10 protein-coding genes are annotated in these 15,457 nt (G+C 49.3%); 1 reads left to right on the forward strand and 9 read right to left on the reverse strand.

The window, feature by feature from the left end; translation table 11 throughout:
* The first annotated feature begins 147 nt into the window (after positions 1–147).
* The gene (locus tag D6024_RS23800; RefSeq protein ID WP_121357326.1) at positions 148–387 is read left to right on the forward strand and encodes a hypothetical protein; all 240 of its coding nucleotides are present in this window, start codon (positions 148–150) and stop codon (positions 385–387) included.
* Positions 388–464: 77 nt separating this feature from the next.
* On the opposite strand, the gene D6024_RS23805 is transcribed toward D6024_RS23800, so the two are convergent.
* The 9 genes from D6024_RS23805 to D6024_RS23845 all read right to left on the reverse strand — a co-directional run bounded on the left by D6024_RS23805 (position 465) and on the right by D6024_RS23845 (position 15,428).
* Positions 465–2,669 carry a TonB-dependent receptor family protein gene (locus D6024_RS23805; RefSeq protein ID WP_121357327.1) on the reverse strand — a complete coding sequence of 735 codons (2,205 nt, stop codon included), beginning with the start codon at positions 2,667–2,669 and terminating at the stop codon, positions 465–467.
* Between the two features lie 222 nt (positions 2,670–2,891).
* Complete coding sequence (locus tag D6024_RS23810; protein ID WP_121357328.1) at positions 2,892–4,643, reverse strand: carbohydrate-binding protein; 1,752 nt, start codon at positions 4,641–4,643, stop codon at positions 2,892–2,894.
* Between the two features lie 65 nt (positions 4,644–4,708).
* On the reverse strand, positions 4,709–5,062 hold the full coding sequence (locus D6024_RS23815; RefSeq protein ID WP_240410141.1) for a phosphoenolpyruvate carboxykinase (ATP): 354 nt from the start codon (positions 5,060–5,062) through the stop codon (positions 4,709–4,711).
* Positions 5,063–5,342: 280 nt separating this feature from the next.
* The gene (locus D6024_RS23820) at positions 5,343–7,262 is read right to left on the reverse strand and encodes an aldolase/citrate lyase/malate synthase family protein (RefSeq protein ID WP_121357329.1); all 1,920 of its coding nucleotides are present in this window, start codon (positions 7,260–7,262) and stop codon (positions 5,343–5,345) included.
* A 72-nt stretch (positions 7,263–7,334) separates the two neighbouring features.
* A complete protein-coding gene (locus D6024_RS23825) occupies positions 7,335–9,110 on the reverse strand; it encodes an L-lactate permease (RefSeq protein ID WP_121357330.1) in 1,776 nt (591 codons plus the stop codon).
* A gap of 54 nt (positions 9,111–9,164) precedes the next feature.
* A complete protein-coding gene (locus D6024_RS23830) occupies positions 9,165–11,399 on the reverse strand; it encodes an alpha-amylase family protein (RefSeq protein WP_121357331.1) in 2,235 nt (744 codons plus the stop codon).
* 57 nt (positions 11,400–11,456) lie between these two features.
* Entirely contained in the window at positions 11,457–12,569 is a 1,113-nt protein-coding gene (leuB, locus tag D6024_RS23835) for a 3-isopropylmalate dehydrogenase (protein WP_121357332.1), read from the reverse strand.
* Positions 12,570–12,595: 26 nt separating this feature from the next.
* Positions 12,596–13,897, reverse strand: a complete 1,302-nt coding sequence (locus D6024_RS23840; protein ID WP_121357333.1) for an MFS transporter — start codon at positions 13,895–13,897, stop codon at positions 12,596–12,598.
* A gap of 43 nt (positions 13,898–13,940) precedes the next feature.
* The gene (locus D6024_RS23845; RefSeq protein WP_317125287.1) at positions 13,941–15,428 is read right to left on the reverse strand and encodes an NAD-dependent succinate-semialdehyde dehydrogenase; all 1,488 of its coding nucleotides are present in this window, start codon (positions 15,426–15,428) and stop codon (positions 13,941–13,943) included.
* Between the last annotated feature and the right edge of the window lie 29 nt (positions 15,429–15,457).

The raw sequence follows: 15,457 nt of genomic DNA on the forward strand, positions 1-15,457 counted from the left end.
ACTTTTTTTTGAATAATAACGCGGCAGAAGAAAGTCCTCTCAGCGCTGAACGACTACGGGCCGATCACATTGCAAAACGCCTTCATACAAGGTGCTGCACACTCGTCCTGCCCCTTCCTATCTGCTCCCCTCCGAAGTAAGGCGATTTTGAAATACCCGCCTGTTGGCTACAGGGGTTACCCTGCAAACGGCAGCCCACCCATTTACAGGTTTTATGCCAATGACTTGCTGTGCAGGATCGCATTCATTTCACCACTGTTTGGGATTCCATACCTGCATAACGGTTTCAATGCAATTAAGAAGATCCGTTCTGCTTTGCAGGTTGAAGAACAGGAACAAGATGAAGACAATGGCAAGAACAGTTACCAGGTAGAGGGTGTTGGTTAACGCCAAAGTGGGCTCGCACAAACGAAATATCATGCGATACACGCTTTTCAAGCTTGGGTTTGCGCCGCCTTGTGAACCTAGAGCTTTATGCCGGCCGTAATGTAAAAACTCCGCCCGTCTGCCGGCAGGATGCCAGGTCCAGGATACATGTTGATCCGTCGGGTAAAGTATTTTTTGTCCGCTATATTGTTGATGCCAGCCGAAAGGGAATAGTTCTTTAAGAACCGCCAATTGACACTCAGGTCCCAAAGCTGGTAAGAAGGGACCAGCCCGGTCGCACCCAGCGGGTTTGCCACCGTGTTGTTGGCGTCTGCAAAGCTTTTGCCCACATAGGTGTACGTTACCTGCCCCACCCAGGTTTTGTGTTGCCAGGCAAGGCCTGTCCGGTTGGTCCACTGCGGTGTGCCCTCTACCCATTTGCCTTTCAGAGTGGTGTTGATTCCCGCTTTTGTTATCTCGCCACTGAGGTACCGAGCATGGGTATAGGAAAGCGCATTGAACAGCCGCAGTTTGTACAAGGCTCCGGCATGATAACCCGGTAGCAGCAGGCGGGCAAAGGAAAACGACACATACGCTTCCAGCCCTTTGCTGACTGCATCGCCGATGTTGGTGGTAAACAAATAACTTTTCCCGTTTTGATCCTTTAGCGTGAGCTGTCCGACCCTGTCGCCGTAAAAAAGATAAAAGCCATTCAGATCAAATTTAAGGACGTCCTGTACCTGGCCCCTGTACCCCAGGTCAATGTCATAGCCTTTGCTGTCTTTTAAATTGGGGTCAACTACATCAATCCGGTCGGCCGGTGTGACATTGGAATAAAGAAAGGGACGATAAGCCTGTGAGACGTTGCCATACAGTTCAGTTTCCCGGGAAAGCGTGTACTGCAAACCGGTACCAAACAGAGGGAAGTTGCGCCTGCTCGTGTAACTGACCGGCACCGACGCATTGTTGATCACACCCGTCATTTTGGTGTCAATGAGCTCATAACGAAAACCCGGGGTCACGGAAAACCGTTTCGTGAGTTGAAAAATATTTTCTGCAAAAAGCGCCGCATTGCGCGAATGCAGGCGAAGATCAATTCCATAAGGCCTCACAAGACCCAGATCAAAATCACTGCCGGTTGTCCCTACTCCTTTTTGCCGCCGTTTGGTCGTTTGGTCAAAGAATCGAAGTCCAGCGGCAAGCGTCTGGCTGGCGCCCTTCAGGGTGTAGTGGTGCAGCAGCCTTGCCTCGGTGGTAAACCCTTTGTAGTAGTCCCTGTCTACCTGGCGTGGGTTGTAGCTGCCCAGCGAAGTATTTACCGTATCCAAAATGTTGGGCGGATTGAGGAACTGCACGCTGTTGCGTTCGCCGGTGAGGACATGGGAGGTTAGCTGTATACTGGTGCGGGCCGTAAATGCGTAGTGAAACAGCAGGGCAGGAATGTTGATGACCGGGCTGAAAAAATTGCGGCTGCGCAGCGAGCCCCTGGCGTTTGCCGCAAACTGCTCATCCGTCAGTCCACCTGCAATCTGCTCGCGGTACTGCATGCCGGAAAACTGGAACGCAACGGATCCCTTCTCACTAAACGCATACCGGACGGACGCATAGTAACTCTGGTAAAGGAAGGCCGCGTTTTTGCGCCAGCCATCACCACTGCGATTGTCATAATAGGCATAGTAACGCCATTTCCCTTTTTGCCCGCCAACCGCGCCGAAGGTGTTGAAGAAATTAATGGAACCGCGGGTTTGCTCCATTTCCAGGGAAAAGGCTTTTGTGCTATCCCCCTCTTTCATTTCATAATTCAGCATGCCGCCAAACTGCGGCCCAAATTGAAGGGCGGCAGAGCCCCGCACCAACGCAATCCGTTGCACCCCCTGCATAGCCGGTGTATAGTGCGCTTCCGGGTAGCCGAAAACATCGGAGTTGGTGTTGTAGCCGTTTTGGCGCATGTTCATTTCGATGGAGCGGTGGGCATCGGTGCCACGGGTCCCCACGTTGATCTGGGCACCACTCCCGCTCATGTCCCAGATGGTCAGTCCCGGGATCTGCGAAAACAACTGGCGGGAAAGATTGCCGGCCAGGTTGGCCTTGGCAGGGTCGAGCAAAACACTGTTTGTCTTTTTACCGGCATAGATGTGCATGCCTTCAACTGCTTTTAGATAGGGCGGGTGGTTCAACCGGAGGGAAGAGCTGACAATAATGCTGTCGAGGGTACGCTCCGGCAGGGTGTCTATCGATCGGCCGGACTGCCCGTTGGCCAACTGGCCCGCGAACAGTAATAAGGCAAAACAAATCTTTCTCATACAGTAAACGGCACAAGTGAATGGAGGCGCCAAGTTAGGAACAAACAGCGGCAGGACTCCGCTGCTTGCATACACGCAGCCAAAAATTGCGAAGTTTTTTGACGCCCATGCGTACACCAGCCAGTTCTAATCACATTTTAATCTGGCCAGGTACCCCTGCAAGGTGTTGAAAAGCGCCTTCCAGGTTCCCCTTCTATTTTGCCAGCAACCGGCAAGTAGAATCTATTTTCGAAGTGAAAGGATATATCTAACCATTTCTGCTGCGTCCTTCCTGGACAGGTGCGGATGCGGCAACATCGGAACCCGTCCCCAATTCCCGGAACCGCCGAGCAGGACCTTGTTCGTTAACGTGCTGATGGCAAAAGACCGGTTTTGGTACCGCCTTGCCACATCGATAAAAGCGGGGCCAACCAATTTCTCACCTATTCTGTGGCAGGTGTAACAATCGTTTTTTGCCAGCAATACCTCTCCCAGCTTTTTTCCCTTGCTATATGCTTTGTCTTTCCCTATTCGTCTACCGGTTGTGGCAGCTCGCTCTTTTTTAATGCCAGCCTTTGACAGTTTCGTTTTCCCCGGCGCAGCCCTTTCGACTATTTTTACTTCGCGACCACCTTCAAACCTGATCCAGTCCAATGCTGCCAGGTAGGTGTTGGGCGCATCGGCTTTTACAAATACAAAATACAGGTCATGTTTTCCACCGGGGTCGGTAAGGGTGGTACTCACCTCTTCGTATCGTTCCCAGGCCCCGGTTACCTTGTAAGAAGCGGTACTGACCAACTGTCCACCAGGTGCATCGATGTGAACCTCGATGGCCGCATCCATATCTTTCGAGGAATACCGATACCTGAGGCGGTGAACATCTTTCAGGTCAATATTTTTTAGTACGAAGTACGAGCGGTTGTTAATGTGATTTAGTGTCCCCTTTTCTATCTTAATATCCCCGACAAAGTCCGCCTGTTCCGCCTCCACTTTTGAAGGACGCAGCACCATCACATCTTTACTTGTCAGTTGCGTAACGGCATCACGTTTATCAGTATAGGAAGCTTTAAAAACATAGCGTCCTTCGCTGTCTGAACCGATATGTTCATTCAATACCTCTGTTCCCGCCTGTGGGATTTCCATGTCCGGTTTATCGACGGCCATGGAAAGAATATACTTTACAACCGCTGTAGCTTCTTCTCTTGACAACTGCGGGTGAGCACTCATAACCTGCACCCCCCAAACGCCACTCCCACCCGTAATGATTTTATTGGCCATGCGATCGATGGCATTTTTGTTATTCCAGTATTTTTCGGAAACCTGCATAAATGAAGGAACAGAGGATTTGCCCATTACCTGGTGACAGGTTTTACAATCGTTAGTTGCCAGCAGGTTTCTGCCAACCTCGTAATTTTCTTTTTGTCGGTCATCAGTCACTACAGCATCATCTGCCACGTGAGGGAGGTATTTCATCGTCACCCGGAGTTTGTCCCTGTCGAATTCTTTGTTTTCATTTACCTCAACTGCATACCTGAAGGTAGTTGGCCTTTCAAAAAAAAAGGTACTGTTATCGGAAACAAGAATGGTCACCTTCGGCAGGCTGTGACCGACCTTGATTTCTACCGTATCCATACTGCTTTTTCCGATGGAATTGGTGACTTTCAATACCACATAATAATTACCGTTGTTTGGAAAGGTGAAGGTTGGATTGGGTTCAGTTGAAATGATCTCGTTGTTTACTGTCCATTGATAGGCAAGTTTCTCATTCCCGTCGTGATCATCGTTGCTCTTGCTGCGCAGGGCTGCTTTGAACGGTGCAAGGCCAAACGTGTCATTGGTCGAAATATTTGCTACCGGTGCAGGGTTGCCGCCGCTGTGATTGTTGCGCTCAACCCTCGTGTTTGCACGCGGTTTTACACTTTTACAGTCGTAAAGGGCAAACGCAATGAAAAACACTGCAAGGAAAGCAAACAATCTTTTTTTTTCAGCCAACATGCAATACGGGTTTCCGGAACTTCGTTGGGAGACAGACCTATCAACAGGGATGGTTTCTCTTTTTCTTATTTGACACGATCAACTTCCTCACGCCTCCTGGATAGCGGATCGGCACAGGCATAACCATCCCGCACCCATACCTGAGTTTTTGCATTGAGGTGATCCAGTATTTTCCGGTAAATCACCCTGAAACATTTTTCATCTATAGGGATATTGAAACTGTTCCAGTGTACGTTGTTCTCCGTAAGCTCGTCTCTGACAATGAACTTATCCTGTGGTGCCCGCCCAGTGAATTCACCGGTGCGAATAGCCAGTGCGCCGGTCGAGGTAATCAGGCCTTCTTTCAAACATAAGGTATCTTGAATGAGCGCTTCCGGAGAAGACTGGTACCGGATAGCCGTTGTAATTTTCTTTAGCATAACCGTCATCTTATGGAGGTGAAAGATTGAAAAGGAAAAGGGGTCGGCCTTTTCAGTAAAACAAGCAATGCAGAAAAAATCCAGCCTGCCATACAGCCAGCAAGACAGGCCCTGGCCTTTGCAAGAGTGAATCGATGGGGAAATAGAATTGTTCATGAAGGTGACTGCTTCTCGCAATGTGAGCAAACGCTTCATAAGCAATGACCCAAAACAACGTATCCGGAAAATGCCTTACAGATAAAAACCTGGCAAAAAGCAGCCAAAAACAATGATGTTTATCTTACAAGGCTACCGATAAACGACTTGCATCCAACGCTTTTTCAAAATCAATATTTTCTGTAATCCGGTAGCCGTCTTTCTCAAAGGCCTGCATATACAGGGTAATCCTTTCTTTAGCTGTTTCCAGGTCTTCGTTGTTCAAATTAATATTCAGCAGATCAATAAACCAAGGCACTTTGAAAGCACTCAACACGTAGGTGTTAGCAATCTCACGGGAGATGGGTAACGTCGTTGTTTTTGATGAGTCGAATACGTCTTTAGTATTTGCTTTCAGCAATTTGCCGTATTCTTCCTGCAGCAATTTTTCAAACAGCGCTGCCGAAAACACATCGCCTGCTTTTGCTCCTGTTTCCGCATCATCATCCGTCAGCCTCGCTCCTTTGTGTACCCACTCCCAAAGAATACTCAAACGAATCTCTCCAGTGGCCATATCCTCCATCAGGTACAACACATCATCGTTACCAAAGAAATCTGCCGGTTTCAAGGCAGCCGCCTGCATGCCCTGCCCAAAGGCATTGCCATATTGCAGGGCCACACTCAGCAGGTTTCGGGCACCCCGGATGCTCCTCGGTGCAGGTTCCAGCAATATCAGCCCGTCCGCATCCGCCTGTGTGTATGTCAGCGCCGGAAACCTTCTTCCGAGTTGATTTGCTTCAGCAGCTTTTTCCCAGACGGGTCTTACAATGTGGACCATTTTCCAGTGCGCCACCCATTTGCCGCTGGCTCCTTCCCGCTGTTCCCGCTCGGCTCCGGTCAGGGCTTTTTCCATGCTGGCGGCCACGCCTTCCCCGGAACCTACCGGGATGTTGGGTTCCATTCCGCCCTGCCATAAGGCATAGTTGCCGTTCTGGTCCGGTGTGTTCACAGCCCGGCGCACACGGTCTTCATAGTTGCGCATGTAGCCGTAAGTCATGGTAATGGATTCAATATTGGGGTTGATAAAGCTGTCGTCCCAGAGCATCGCATCCGATACACTGTTGATATAATCCCAGCGGCCGGTATTGTACCCAACGAAATGTTTGCCCAATGCTGCACGGATTTCCATCAGTTGATAGGTGGCCTCCAACTGCTCTACCAGCACGTACACTTTGATGGTGCCAACAGCAAGTTCTAAATGTTCCTCCAGCGCACTAATCATTTTATTCCATAACGCGGCCTCGCCTGCTGTCTGAATCTTTGGCAAATACAGGACAATGGAAGAACCGGCCTTTTGCAATTCCTTGTAGTTGTTGACAACATAGAGAGTCATGTCGACGATCGATGCCGCCATGCCAACGCCATCCGCATCCCGGATGTGCCGATCATCCAAATGAAGACCACGGGCACGGAAAATCTTGGTGGTAAAATCAAGTTGCTTTTTCCAGTCGCCTATTGTTTGCTTTCCCAGAAAGCCATCGGCCCATTGATTGATCTCGGAAGCCACTTTTTCCGCTACTTTCAGGAACAGGGCGTCTTTGGCAATAGCCAATTTCAGGTTTCGCTGATTATCGAGCGACATGGTTTGAATTTGACCCAACGCATCTTCACCGTCAAACATCCAGCCGTCGGCACCGGAAAGCAAGGCATAAGCAACATTGCGGATGCTGCTTTCGACCGGTGCATTGGGTTTTGCCGCAGGGCCTGTGCCTTGTATCCATTGGCGCTCGAGATCAGGCGGAATCACCGCACCTTCAAATTTGCCGTCGCGGGCATCCTGCACGTTAATGTCAGTGCCGGGAACCAAACTTTCCGGATCGAGAAAGGTGATCCGCTGCTTTTGCGCAATGCGTTGCTGCCGGCGTGCGGTGCGTTCGGCCATGGCCTTTTTGACCTCCTTGTTGAAATGAGCCAGCGCATCCAGTGCACCCAAAACCTCCGGCGTATAAACATCGCTGTATGTTGCCTGTAAATTGTTGCGGATTTCAAACGAATAGGCTTGCATAAACAAATGAATAAAGTTTAAAAATATGTTTTCAATAATCTTCCCTTGAATGAAAAGAAAGGCGTTGGTTTTCTACGTCATTGTGGCTTCCAGTAACACTTTCTTTTTTCGATTGAGCAAAAAAACGGTTGCGGCAATCAGCGCAAGGATGATGGCCAATACCATTAGGTAAAAAAACCCTTTTGACAAACTTTCCGTTTCTGTTTTAATGATTGTTTCCACCGCTTTATACCTGGGCACAATCCACTTGATTGCATAGGCCTGCAACATTGTAACGATGCAGATCACCGTTAGCATGATAAAACTATGTTTGACTGTAAATCGAAAAAGTTTTGATTCCTGGCCAACCAAACCAACAGATGCCGAACCGATGGCAATGGATTGCGGAGAAATCATCTTACCGGTTACACCGCCGGAAGCATTAGCACTGACGGTAATCACGGGATCAATGCCGATTGCATGTGCCGAGTTATACTGCAACTTGCAGAATAATGCATTTGAGGAAGTATCAGACCCGGTCAGGAAGACTCCTAACCAACCGAGTATGGGCGAAAAGAAAGGGAACAATGCGCCTGTACTTGCCAGGGCCATGGCGATGGTAATGGACATACCCGAATTATTGGCCACAAAAGCAAATCCAACAACAGAGGCGATGGTAATGAACGGAAGCTTCAACTGGTTCAGCGTGGCCAGATAGATCTTGGCTCCTTCCTTAAAGCGCATGCCGATCAGGGGCAGCGATATCAATGCAGCGACGAGCAAACCCGTTCCTGGTGTGGAAAGAAAATTGAATTCAAACGGCTTTATCACCAAGGGTGTTCCGTCAGGTTTCAGAATCGAATTTTGCAAACCGGCTATATTGAACTTGAGATTACCGATTGAATTCAGTGCCGCTTTGATGGGTTCAAATCCCCAGGCAATCACGATGATGGTCATTACAATAAACGGAGACCAGGCCCGGATGATCTGGCTGGCAGAATACCGGCAGGTGCTATCGATTGTTTGCTGCGGCTCTTCTTTGAAACGCCAGATCGTTTTGGGTTTCCAAAAACGCAACAGCAACAGGAGTGAGATAATGGAAGCCAGCCCCGCGATCACATCCGGCAGCATAGGCCCTAAAAAATTGGATGAGTACCACTGAAAAAAAGCGAACGTAATGCCCGAGATCAGGATGGCTGGGAGCACTTCCATCGACCGTTTGAAACCGGCCATTAGGACAACAAGGTATAAGGGAACAATGACCGATAAAATAGGAAGTGTTCTTCCCACCAGCTGTGAAATTGCCATCTCCGGTAAATCAGAAACTTTTGCAGCCGTAATGATCGGTGTGCCAATCGCACCAAATGCAACGGGAGCCGTGTTGGCAATCAGGCAAAGGCCGGCCGCATAAAGCGGGTTAAAGCCAAGCCCGACCAGCATGGCAGCACTGATGGCAATCGGAGCACCAAAACCGGTGGCGCCTTCGAGAAAAGCACCAAAAGAAAACGCAATCAAAATGGCCTGCAACCTTCTGTCCTGGGTAACTGAAGCCATAAAACTTTTAATGATTTCAAACTGGCCGCTCTTCACCGTGATGTTGAACAAAAACACTGCTCCCAGAATAATCCAGCAAATGGGAAACAGCCCATACATCGCCCCATACAGGCCTGACAGGAGCGCCAACTGAACCGGCATGCCATACATGATGGTCGCAACGGCAATCGCAAGCAGAAGCGTCAGCAAACTCGCCTTGTATCCTTTCATTTTTTTCAGGATGAGTGCCCAGAAAATAAAAAAGATCGGCAGCGAGGCAAGCAACGCAGAGAGTGCAAGGTTAGAAAGAGGATCGATAACTTGTGTCCAGTTCATAGCTGCCTGTTTGAATAAATAGATAAGTAATCAACTAAAAGTTACTGATAATTTCTATGTCGTCATCTGAACATGAATCGCACAAAAGTCTGCCAGCTTCGGTATGTGGATGTCCAATGTGTTTTCAACTGATTTGATGTGACATTCACTCTGTGAACGCAACACCTTGCAAAGACCGACAGACCTCCCGTCAAGTTTCAGTTTGATCTTAATGTCATGCACCGGTACCAGCTCACGAATCGGGCGGAACATTCCAGACGTTGTGTTCACCAGGGTAAGATTGTATTGTCCTTTTTTTTGCAGGGACGTCGTCAGCCCGATGTGCACGCTGGAAGGTGCATTTGTTTCAATTGGTATGGCAGTTCCCGCCAGGTAACGGATCGTTCGCAATAACAGGTTTCGCGGGTCGGGGTGTCCCGTTTCATAGCTCAATAAATCAGGTTGATTGGCGAAGTAAAACACGGTTCCCTTCCCGTATTTATTTTCAACGATGGTTGGATATGCTGTCGAAAATTCCCTGACCCAGGCTTTATCCGGCGGTTGGTTTGGAATGGCCGGCACCCAGGTGCAAATAACCGTCGCCTTGTCCCTTGGCTTCGTTAGCGCCGTATAGCCTGCAGTGAACAGCAATTCCGTTTTCGGGCTGTCCACTTTAACCAGCGGATGGCCCTTGTCAAGGATGTACTGGTAATTATCCTTGCGGGTGTTTTCTTTTTTCCCCGCATAACGAACCCCAAACAGTTCGGAAAGCCCGAAGTCAGCACGATCATTTCCCCTGGTGTCACAAAGACTGGTGCTGTATGTTGCTACCAGGTTCCCGCCTTCACGAACATAATTTTTCAAAACCTCTATTTCTTTGTCAGCCATACAGCGAACGTTGGGCAGGATGACCAGCTTGTACTTCTGCAGGCGTTCTTTGCTGACCTGATCGTCCAGAATAAAATCATGCGGAATATGATTTTCCATCAGCACCGATTCCACACCTCTGATTTCAGCACCAAAGCGATCGCCTTCAGCCGTTTTACTCCGGTAAGAAATGCGGGTTGGATTTGAATAATAAATCCCGATGTTCGCTACCGGAACATGCTGTACCAAAAGTTCTTCATTTGCCTTCACAAACTGGAAGGCTTCTGTTTCGTTGAACGCATTGCGATTGTCATGCGTTTGTGTAGGAACATTGGTGAAATAACAATTCCAGAACCGCCCGCCTGCCGATAAAATTTCCCAAAGCCACACCTTCAGGTCAAGCGGGGGATCCATAACCAAACGATGCGTGGTGCCATTGCCGCCATACATAACGACTGCTTCCTTGTCGGGGACCATGGATTTCAAAAACTTGATAATGGTGCTGCCGTAGTTCAGGTCCTCGTAGGTAAACCGCTCACCCTGGCTGTTTTCCGTCAGAAACGCAACACTCACCAGGATATCAAAATGTTTTCGTGCACTGTCCAGGTCAATACCAGAGTCGATGCGCTGGCCAACGCCGTAAATGCTGAAAACCTCGGCCGTGTAAACTTTGTCCTGCCCGAAAGATTTAACCGTTCTCCTGATGCGATCCATGTATTGATCCGCCGTCTGCGTTTTCCATGTCATGTAGCGATCCAGTTCTTCTTCGGAAGCAGTACCTACCACAGGAATCTCTTTTCCTACGGTGGCCTTGTAGGCCTCTCTGCACCGGCTGCAATAACAAATCCCACCAAAGCCCGGCGCATTGTGCCAGATGCCGTCCACTGCATAATTGGTCAATACATAACGCACAAATTCATTGGCATATTCGTTCCGGTACTGACCCAAATAACAGGACTCGTACAAGACCGGTTTCGTATAGTTTGTCCTGACCGGATTTTGTGACGTATCTTTTTTAAACCAGTCAGGAAACTTTTGGTACACATGCTCCTCCACACCACGAAAATCGATACGGGCAATCACTTTGATGCCGGCAGCTTTACAGGCTGTGGTGATTTCTTTGAGGATATCCCTGTTGCCCATGATCAGATTCACATTCGCAGCAGGCAATGGGTTTTGAAAAAAGTCAACGATGCCACCGGCATTTACACACAAGGTATTGTAGCTGCCTTTTTTCAGATAGTCAACCACCGCATTGGCATCGTAGTTCTTTGCATCAATCTCCCGTAGCACCGTGTGCATAATGCGCAAAGGCTTCTGGTACCAGAAAAGAGGTGATTCCTTTCCCATCTCTTTTGACAGGGGAAGCCGGCCGAAAAGTGGAGAAACGGCAAGACTTCCTGCAAGCACACCGCTGTACTGAACAAACGTTCTGCGGTGCATTTGATTCGTGAATGAACGATTCTTTTCCGACACTTTCGAATGATTGACTGGTTGGCTTTATGCGGGCAGGACTTCTGCCTTCCCTTTTTTTGAAACAGCACTCTGCCTGACAAATTCAAGCACTTTCTCTCCCATTTCCTTCGTACCCAAAATCTTGCTTTTGTCCGTTGCAGTATCGGCAATATCTCCCGTGCGATAGCCATTCTTCAATACCTGCCGAACAGCTTCCGTAATCCGGTTCGCCTCCTCCTTCAGGCCGAAACTGATCTCGAGCATCAGCGCAGCAGAAAGAATGGAGGCAAGCGGGTTAGCCTTGTTCTGCCCCGCAATATCATAGGCCGAGCCATGCACCGGCTCGTAAAAACCGGCTCCATCGCCGATGGAAGCCGAAGCCAGCATACCCATGGAGCCGGCAATCTGCGAGGCTTCATCGGTTAAAAGATCACCAAAAATGTTCGTGGTCAGGATCACATCAAACTGCCGTGGGTTTTTGATCAGTTGCATGGACGTCGTATCGGCATACATGTGCGTTGTTTCCACGTCGGGATAACGCTTGGCTACCTCCTGCACCACTTCGCGCCACAGGCGGGAGCTTTCCAGCACATTGGCCTTGTCAACTGAACAAAGTTTTTTTCTCCTTGTTCTGGCAGCCTCGAAAGCTTTGACGGCGATTCGCTCCACCTCATAACGATGGTAGATCATCAGGTCGGAAGAATAGTCGGCGGCACGGACTTTCTCTCCAAAATAGGCATCACCCGTTAGTTCGCGGAAGAAGAGAATATCGGTTCCTTTCAACACTTCCGGTTTAATGCTGGAAGCTTGCAGGAGTTCATCAAAGAGTACAATGGGACGAAGGTTGGCATATAAGCCCAACCCTTTACGAATACCGAGCAAGCCATTTTCCGGACGCACCTTTAAGGTTGGATCACTGTCATATTTGATATGCCCAACAGCACCGAATAAAATGGCATCGCTGGCTTTTGCTTTTTGGAGCGTTTCTCCAGGTAAAGGATCGCCGGTCGCTTCGATAGCCGAATGCCCCATCAGCGCTTCGTCGAAAAGAAATTCGTAGCCATTGTCTGAGGCAACTTGTTCAAGGACCGCTTTTCCACATCTTGTAACTTCGAGACCGATGCCATCCCCGGGTATGACCAATATTTTCTTTTTCATTTTTTCGTTTTGAGTTGAAAGAATCGTTATTCGGGTACGGTGGTTTGTACAGGGGTTTGCAGGATGGTTCCCGGAACCTCTTCTGCAAGAGAAGGCTTTGCTTTTTCTTCCAGGTAATTCAGGTCTTTGCCAAAGGTTTCTTCCATTTTCCACAGACCCAACAAAGCGACACCGATAGCCAGCACAGATAACAGACCCGTCCCTAACAGGATCCCGTATTGTTCTTTAAACAGGAGAAAGAGCGGCGTCATAATCAGAATACTGCCCCGGACAAAATTGGGAACAGTGGTGGCGACAGTTGCCCGCAGGTTGGTTCCGAACTGTTCGGCAGCGATGGTGACAAACAAGGCCCAATAACCAGCCGTGATTCCCAACAGCACGCAAAGCCCGTAAAAAAGCGACGTGGAATGCAAGGGAACAAAGAGATAAACGGCAACCAGGGCGGCGCAGGTGAGCACATAAAGGCGTACAACTTTTTTCCGGCTTCCGAAGTACTGGCTCAGGATGCCGCTGGAAATATCCCCGACCACAAGGCCAATGTATTCCCACATCACCGCTTTACCGGCAATGATGGGTGCATCCAAATGCAAGGCCTTTCCGATCTCCGGTGAGAAGGTCATCAGGATACCAGCCACCAGCCACACAGGTACACCAATCAGGACGCAGCGCAGGTATTTGAAAAATTGCCGGCCCGATGAAAAAAGCTGGAAAAAATCACCCCTGGAAACCGGCTTTTCCTTCACCTTGCTGAAGATGCCCGACTCAAAAACTTTTACCCGCATCAGCAGCAGCAACAAGCCCAAACCACCACCAATAAAATAAGCCGTGCGCCAGTCGAAATGGTCGGCGATGATGTAAGCCAACACAGCACCCAACATGCCCGTGCCCGCCACAAGCGATGTGCCGTATCCGCGGATTTCTTTCGGAAGAATTTCAGCAACCAGCGTAATCCCCACACCCAATTCCCCAGCCAGCCCTACACCCGCAATGAACCGGAGAACCGCATATTGATTCACGGATGTTACAAGGCCGTTGGCAATGTTGGCCAGGGAGTAAATTAAAATCGAAGAAAAGAGGACAGAGATGCGTCCACGCTTATCCCCCATGATTCCCCAAAGAATACCACCAATCAGCAAACCGGCCATTTGCGTATTGATCAGGAAAACACCATCGCTTAACATATTGGCTTCAGAAACACCAAGGGATTTCAGGCTGTCGACCCGTACGATGCTAAACAACAGGAGGTCGTAAATGTCCACGAAATAACCAAGTGCCGCTACAATCACGGGTATCTGGATGAGCTGCCGCAGAACCGAACGCTGAACCATAAATTCGTTTTATTGGAATTGAACAAAAAGGGTTAACGATTGCTTAGCTGATACCGCCGAAACAGAGGTATTTTATTTCCATGAAATAGTCCATGCCGTACTTGGAACCTTCACGGCCCATACCCGATTCTTTCACGCCACCAAACGGTGCAACCGTTGTGGAGATCAGGCCTTCGTTGATGCCGACCATTCCCGCTTCCAGGGCTTCGGCCACCCGCCAGCAACGGGCAATGTCCCGGCTGTAGAAATAGGAAGCAAGGCCGTAATCCGTGTCATTGGCCATTTGGATCACTTCTTCTTCTGTTTTGAAACGGAAGACCGGTGCCACCGGGCCAAACACTTCATCCTGTGCAATGATCATATCGCTGGTGGCGTTGGACAAGACAGTTGGCGTGTAATACAAACCTTCTAACGGTTTTCCACCCTGAACAATGCATGCTCCTTTGGCAACGGCATCGTCTATGTGTTGCTGTACTTTGTCGAGGCCTTTTTGGTTGATCAATGGACCCACTTGTACATCTTTGTCCAATCCATTTCCGACTTTGAGTTCGGCGACGGCACGGGAGAATTTTTCAACAAATTCATCATAGACTTTATCCTGCACAAAAAGGCGGTTGACGCAAACACAGGTCTGGCCGTTGTTGCGGAATTTGGAAACCATCGCTCCTTTCACCGCCGCATCGATATCGGCGTCATCAAAAACAATAAACGGTGCGTTGCCGCCCAATTCCAGTGAAAGCTTTTTCAGCGTGGAGGCCGATTGCCGCATCAGGATCTTACCAACACTCGTGGAACCGGTGAAGGAAAGCTTGCGCACCTTTTTGTTTTCGCAAAGTTCTTTGCCCACTTCGCTGCTGTCCTTTGTCGTAACAGTGTTGTACACACCGGGAGGGAAACCGGCTTTTTCGGCCAGGTAAGCAAGGGCCAAACCGGTAAGGGGTGTTTCAGATGGCGGTTTTACTACCACCGGACTGCCCGCAGCCAGCGCAGGGCCAACCTTGCGGGTGATCATCGCCAGCGGAAAATTCCACGGTGTCAGTGCAGCCACCACGCCGATGGATTGCTTGATCACAACAATCCGCTTGTCCTTCGCATGCGAAGGAATGACATCACCGTATGTACGTTTGGCTTCTTCGGCAAACCACTCTACAAAAGAAGCGCCGTAATCCACTTCGCCCAGGCTTTCCTGCAAGACCTTGCCGCATTCCATCGTCATCAGTGTCGCCAGTTCCTGCTTGTGCTCCAGGATCAGCGCATACCACTTTTTCAACAGGCTGGCTCGTTCACCGGCTGTGAGGTCGCGAAACGAAGGCCATGCTGCATACGCTGCATCAACTGCTTCGCTCACGTCCTCCCGGTTCATGTCGGGAATGCTGGCGATCAGTTCTCCCGTTGCTGGGTTGGTCACATCAAAAGTTTTGCTGGAAGCAGCATTGATCCATTGCCCGTTTACAAAAGCTTTTGTTTTCAGTAAACTGTTTTGAACACTGCTTGTGAGCGCTTCCGGTTCGTTGATTGAATATTTTTCCACCTGGATTGAATTAGCGTTTAAGAAACTTG

The organism is Flavisolibacter nicotianae, from assembly GCF_003628535.1.
GTDB lineage: Bacteria > Bacteroidota > Bacteroidia > Chitinophagales > Chitinophagaceae > Flavisolibacter > Flavisolibacter nicotianae.

What these genes read in the sequence shown, in the direction of transcription:
- D6024_RS23825 (WP_121357330.1), bottom strand. Translation starts at nt 9,110, where the DNA reads ATGAACTGGACACAAGTTATCGATCCTCTTTCTAACCTTGCACTCTCT.
- D6024_RS23830 (WP_121357331.1), bottom strand. Translation starts at nt 11,399, where the DNA reads ATGCACCGCAGAACGTTTGTTCAGTACAGCGGTGTGCTTGCAGGAAGT.
- D6024_RS23840 (WP_121357333.1), bottom strand. Translation starts at nt 13,897, where the DNA reads ATGGTTCAGCGTTCGGTTCTGCGGCAGCTCATCCAGATACCCGTGATT.
- leuB (WP_121357332.1), bottom strand. Translation starts at nt 12,569, where the DNA reads ATGAAAAAGAAAATATTGGTCATACCCGGGGATGGCATCGGTCTCGAA.
- D6024_RS23820 (WP_121357329.1), bottom strand. Translation starts at nt 7,262, where the DNA reads ATGCAAGCCTATTCGTTTGAAATCCGCAACAATTTACAGGCAACATAC.
- D6024_RS23810 (WP_121357328.1), bottom strand. Translation starts at nt 4,643, where the DNA reads ATGTTGGCTGAAAAAAAAAGATTGTTTGCTTTCCTTGCAGTGTTTTTC.
- D6024_RS23805 (WP_121357327.1), bottom strand. Translation starts at nt 2,669, where the DNA reads ATGAGAAAGATTTGTTTTGCCTTATTACTGTTCGCGGGCCAGTTGGCC.
- D6024_RS23815 (WP_240410141.1), bottom strand. Translation starts at nt 5,062, where the DNA reads ATGCTAAAGAAAATTACAACGGCTATCCGGTACCAGTCTTCTCCGGAA.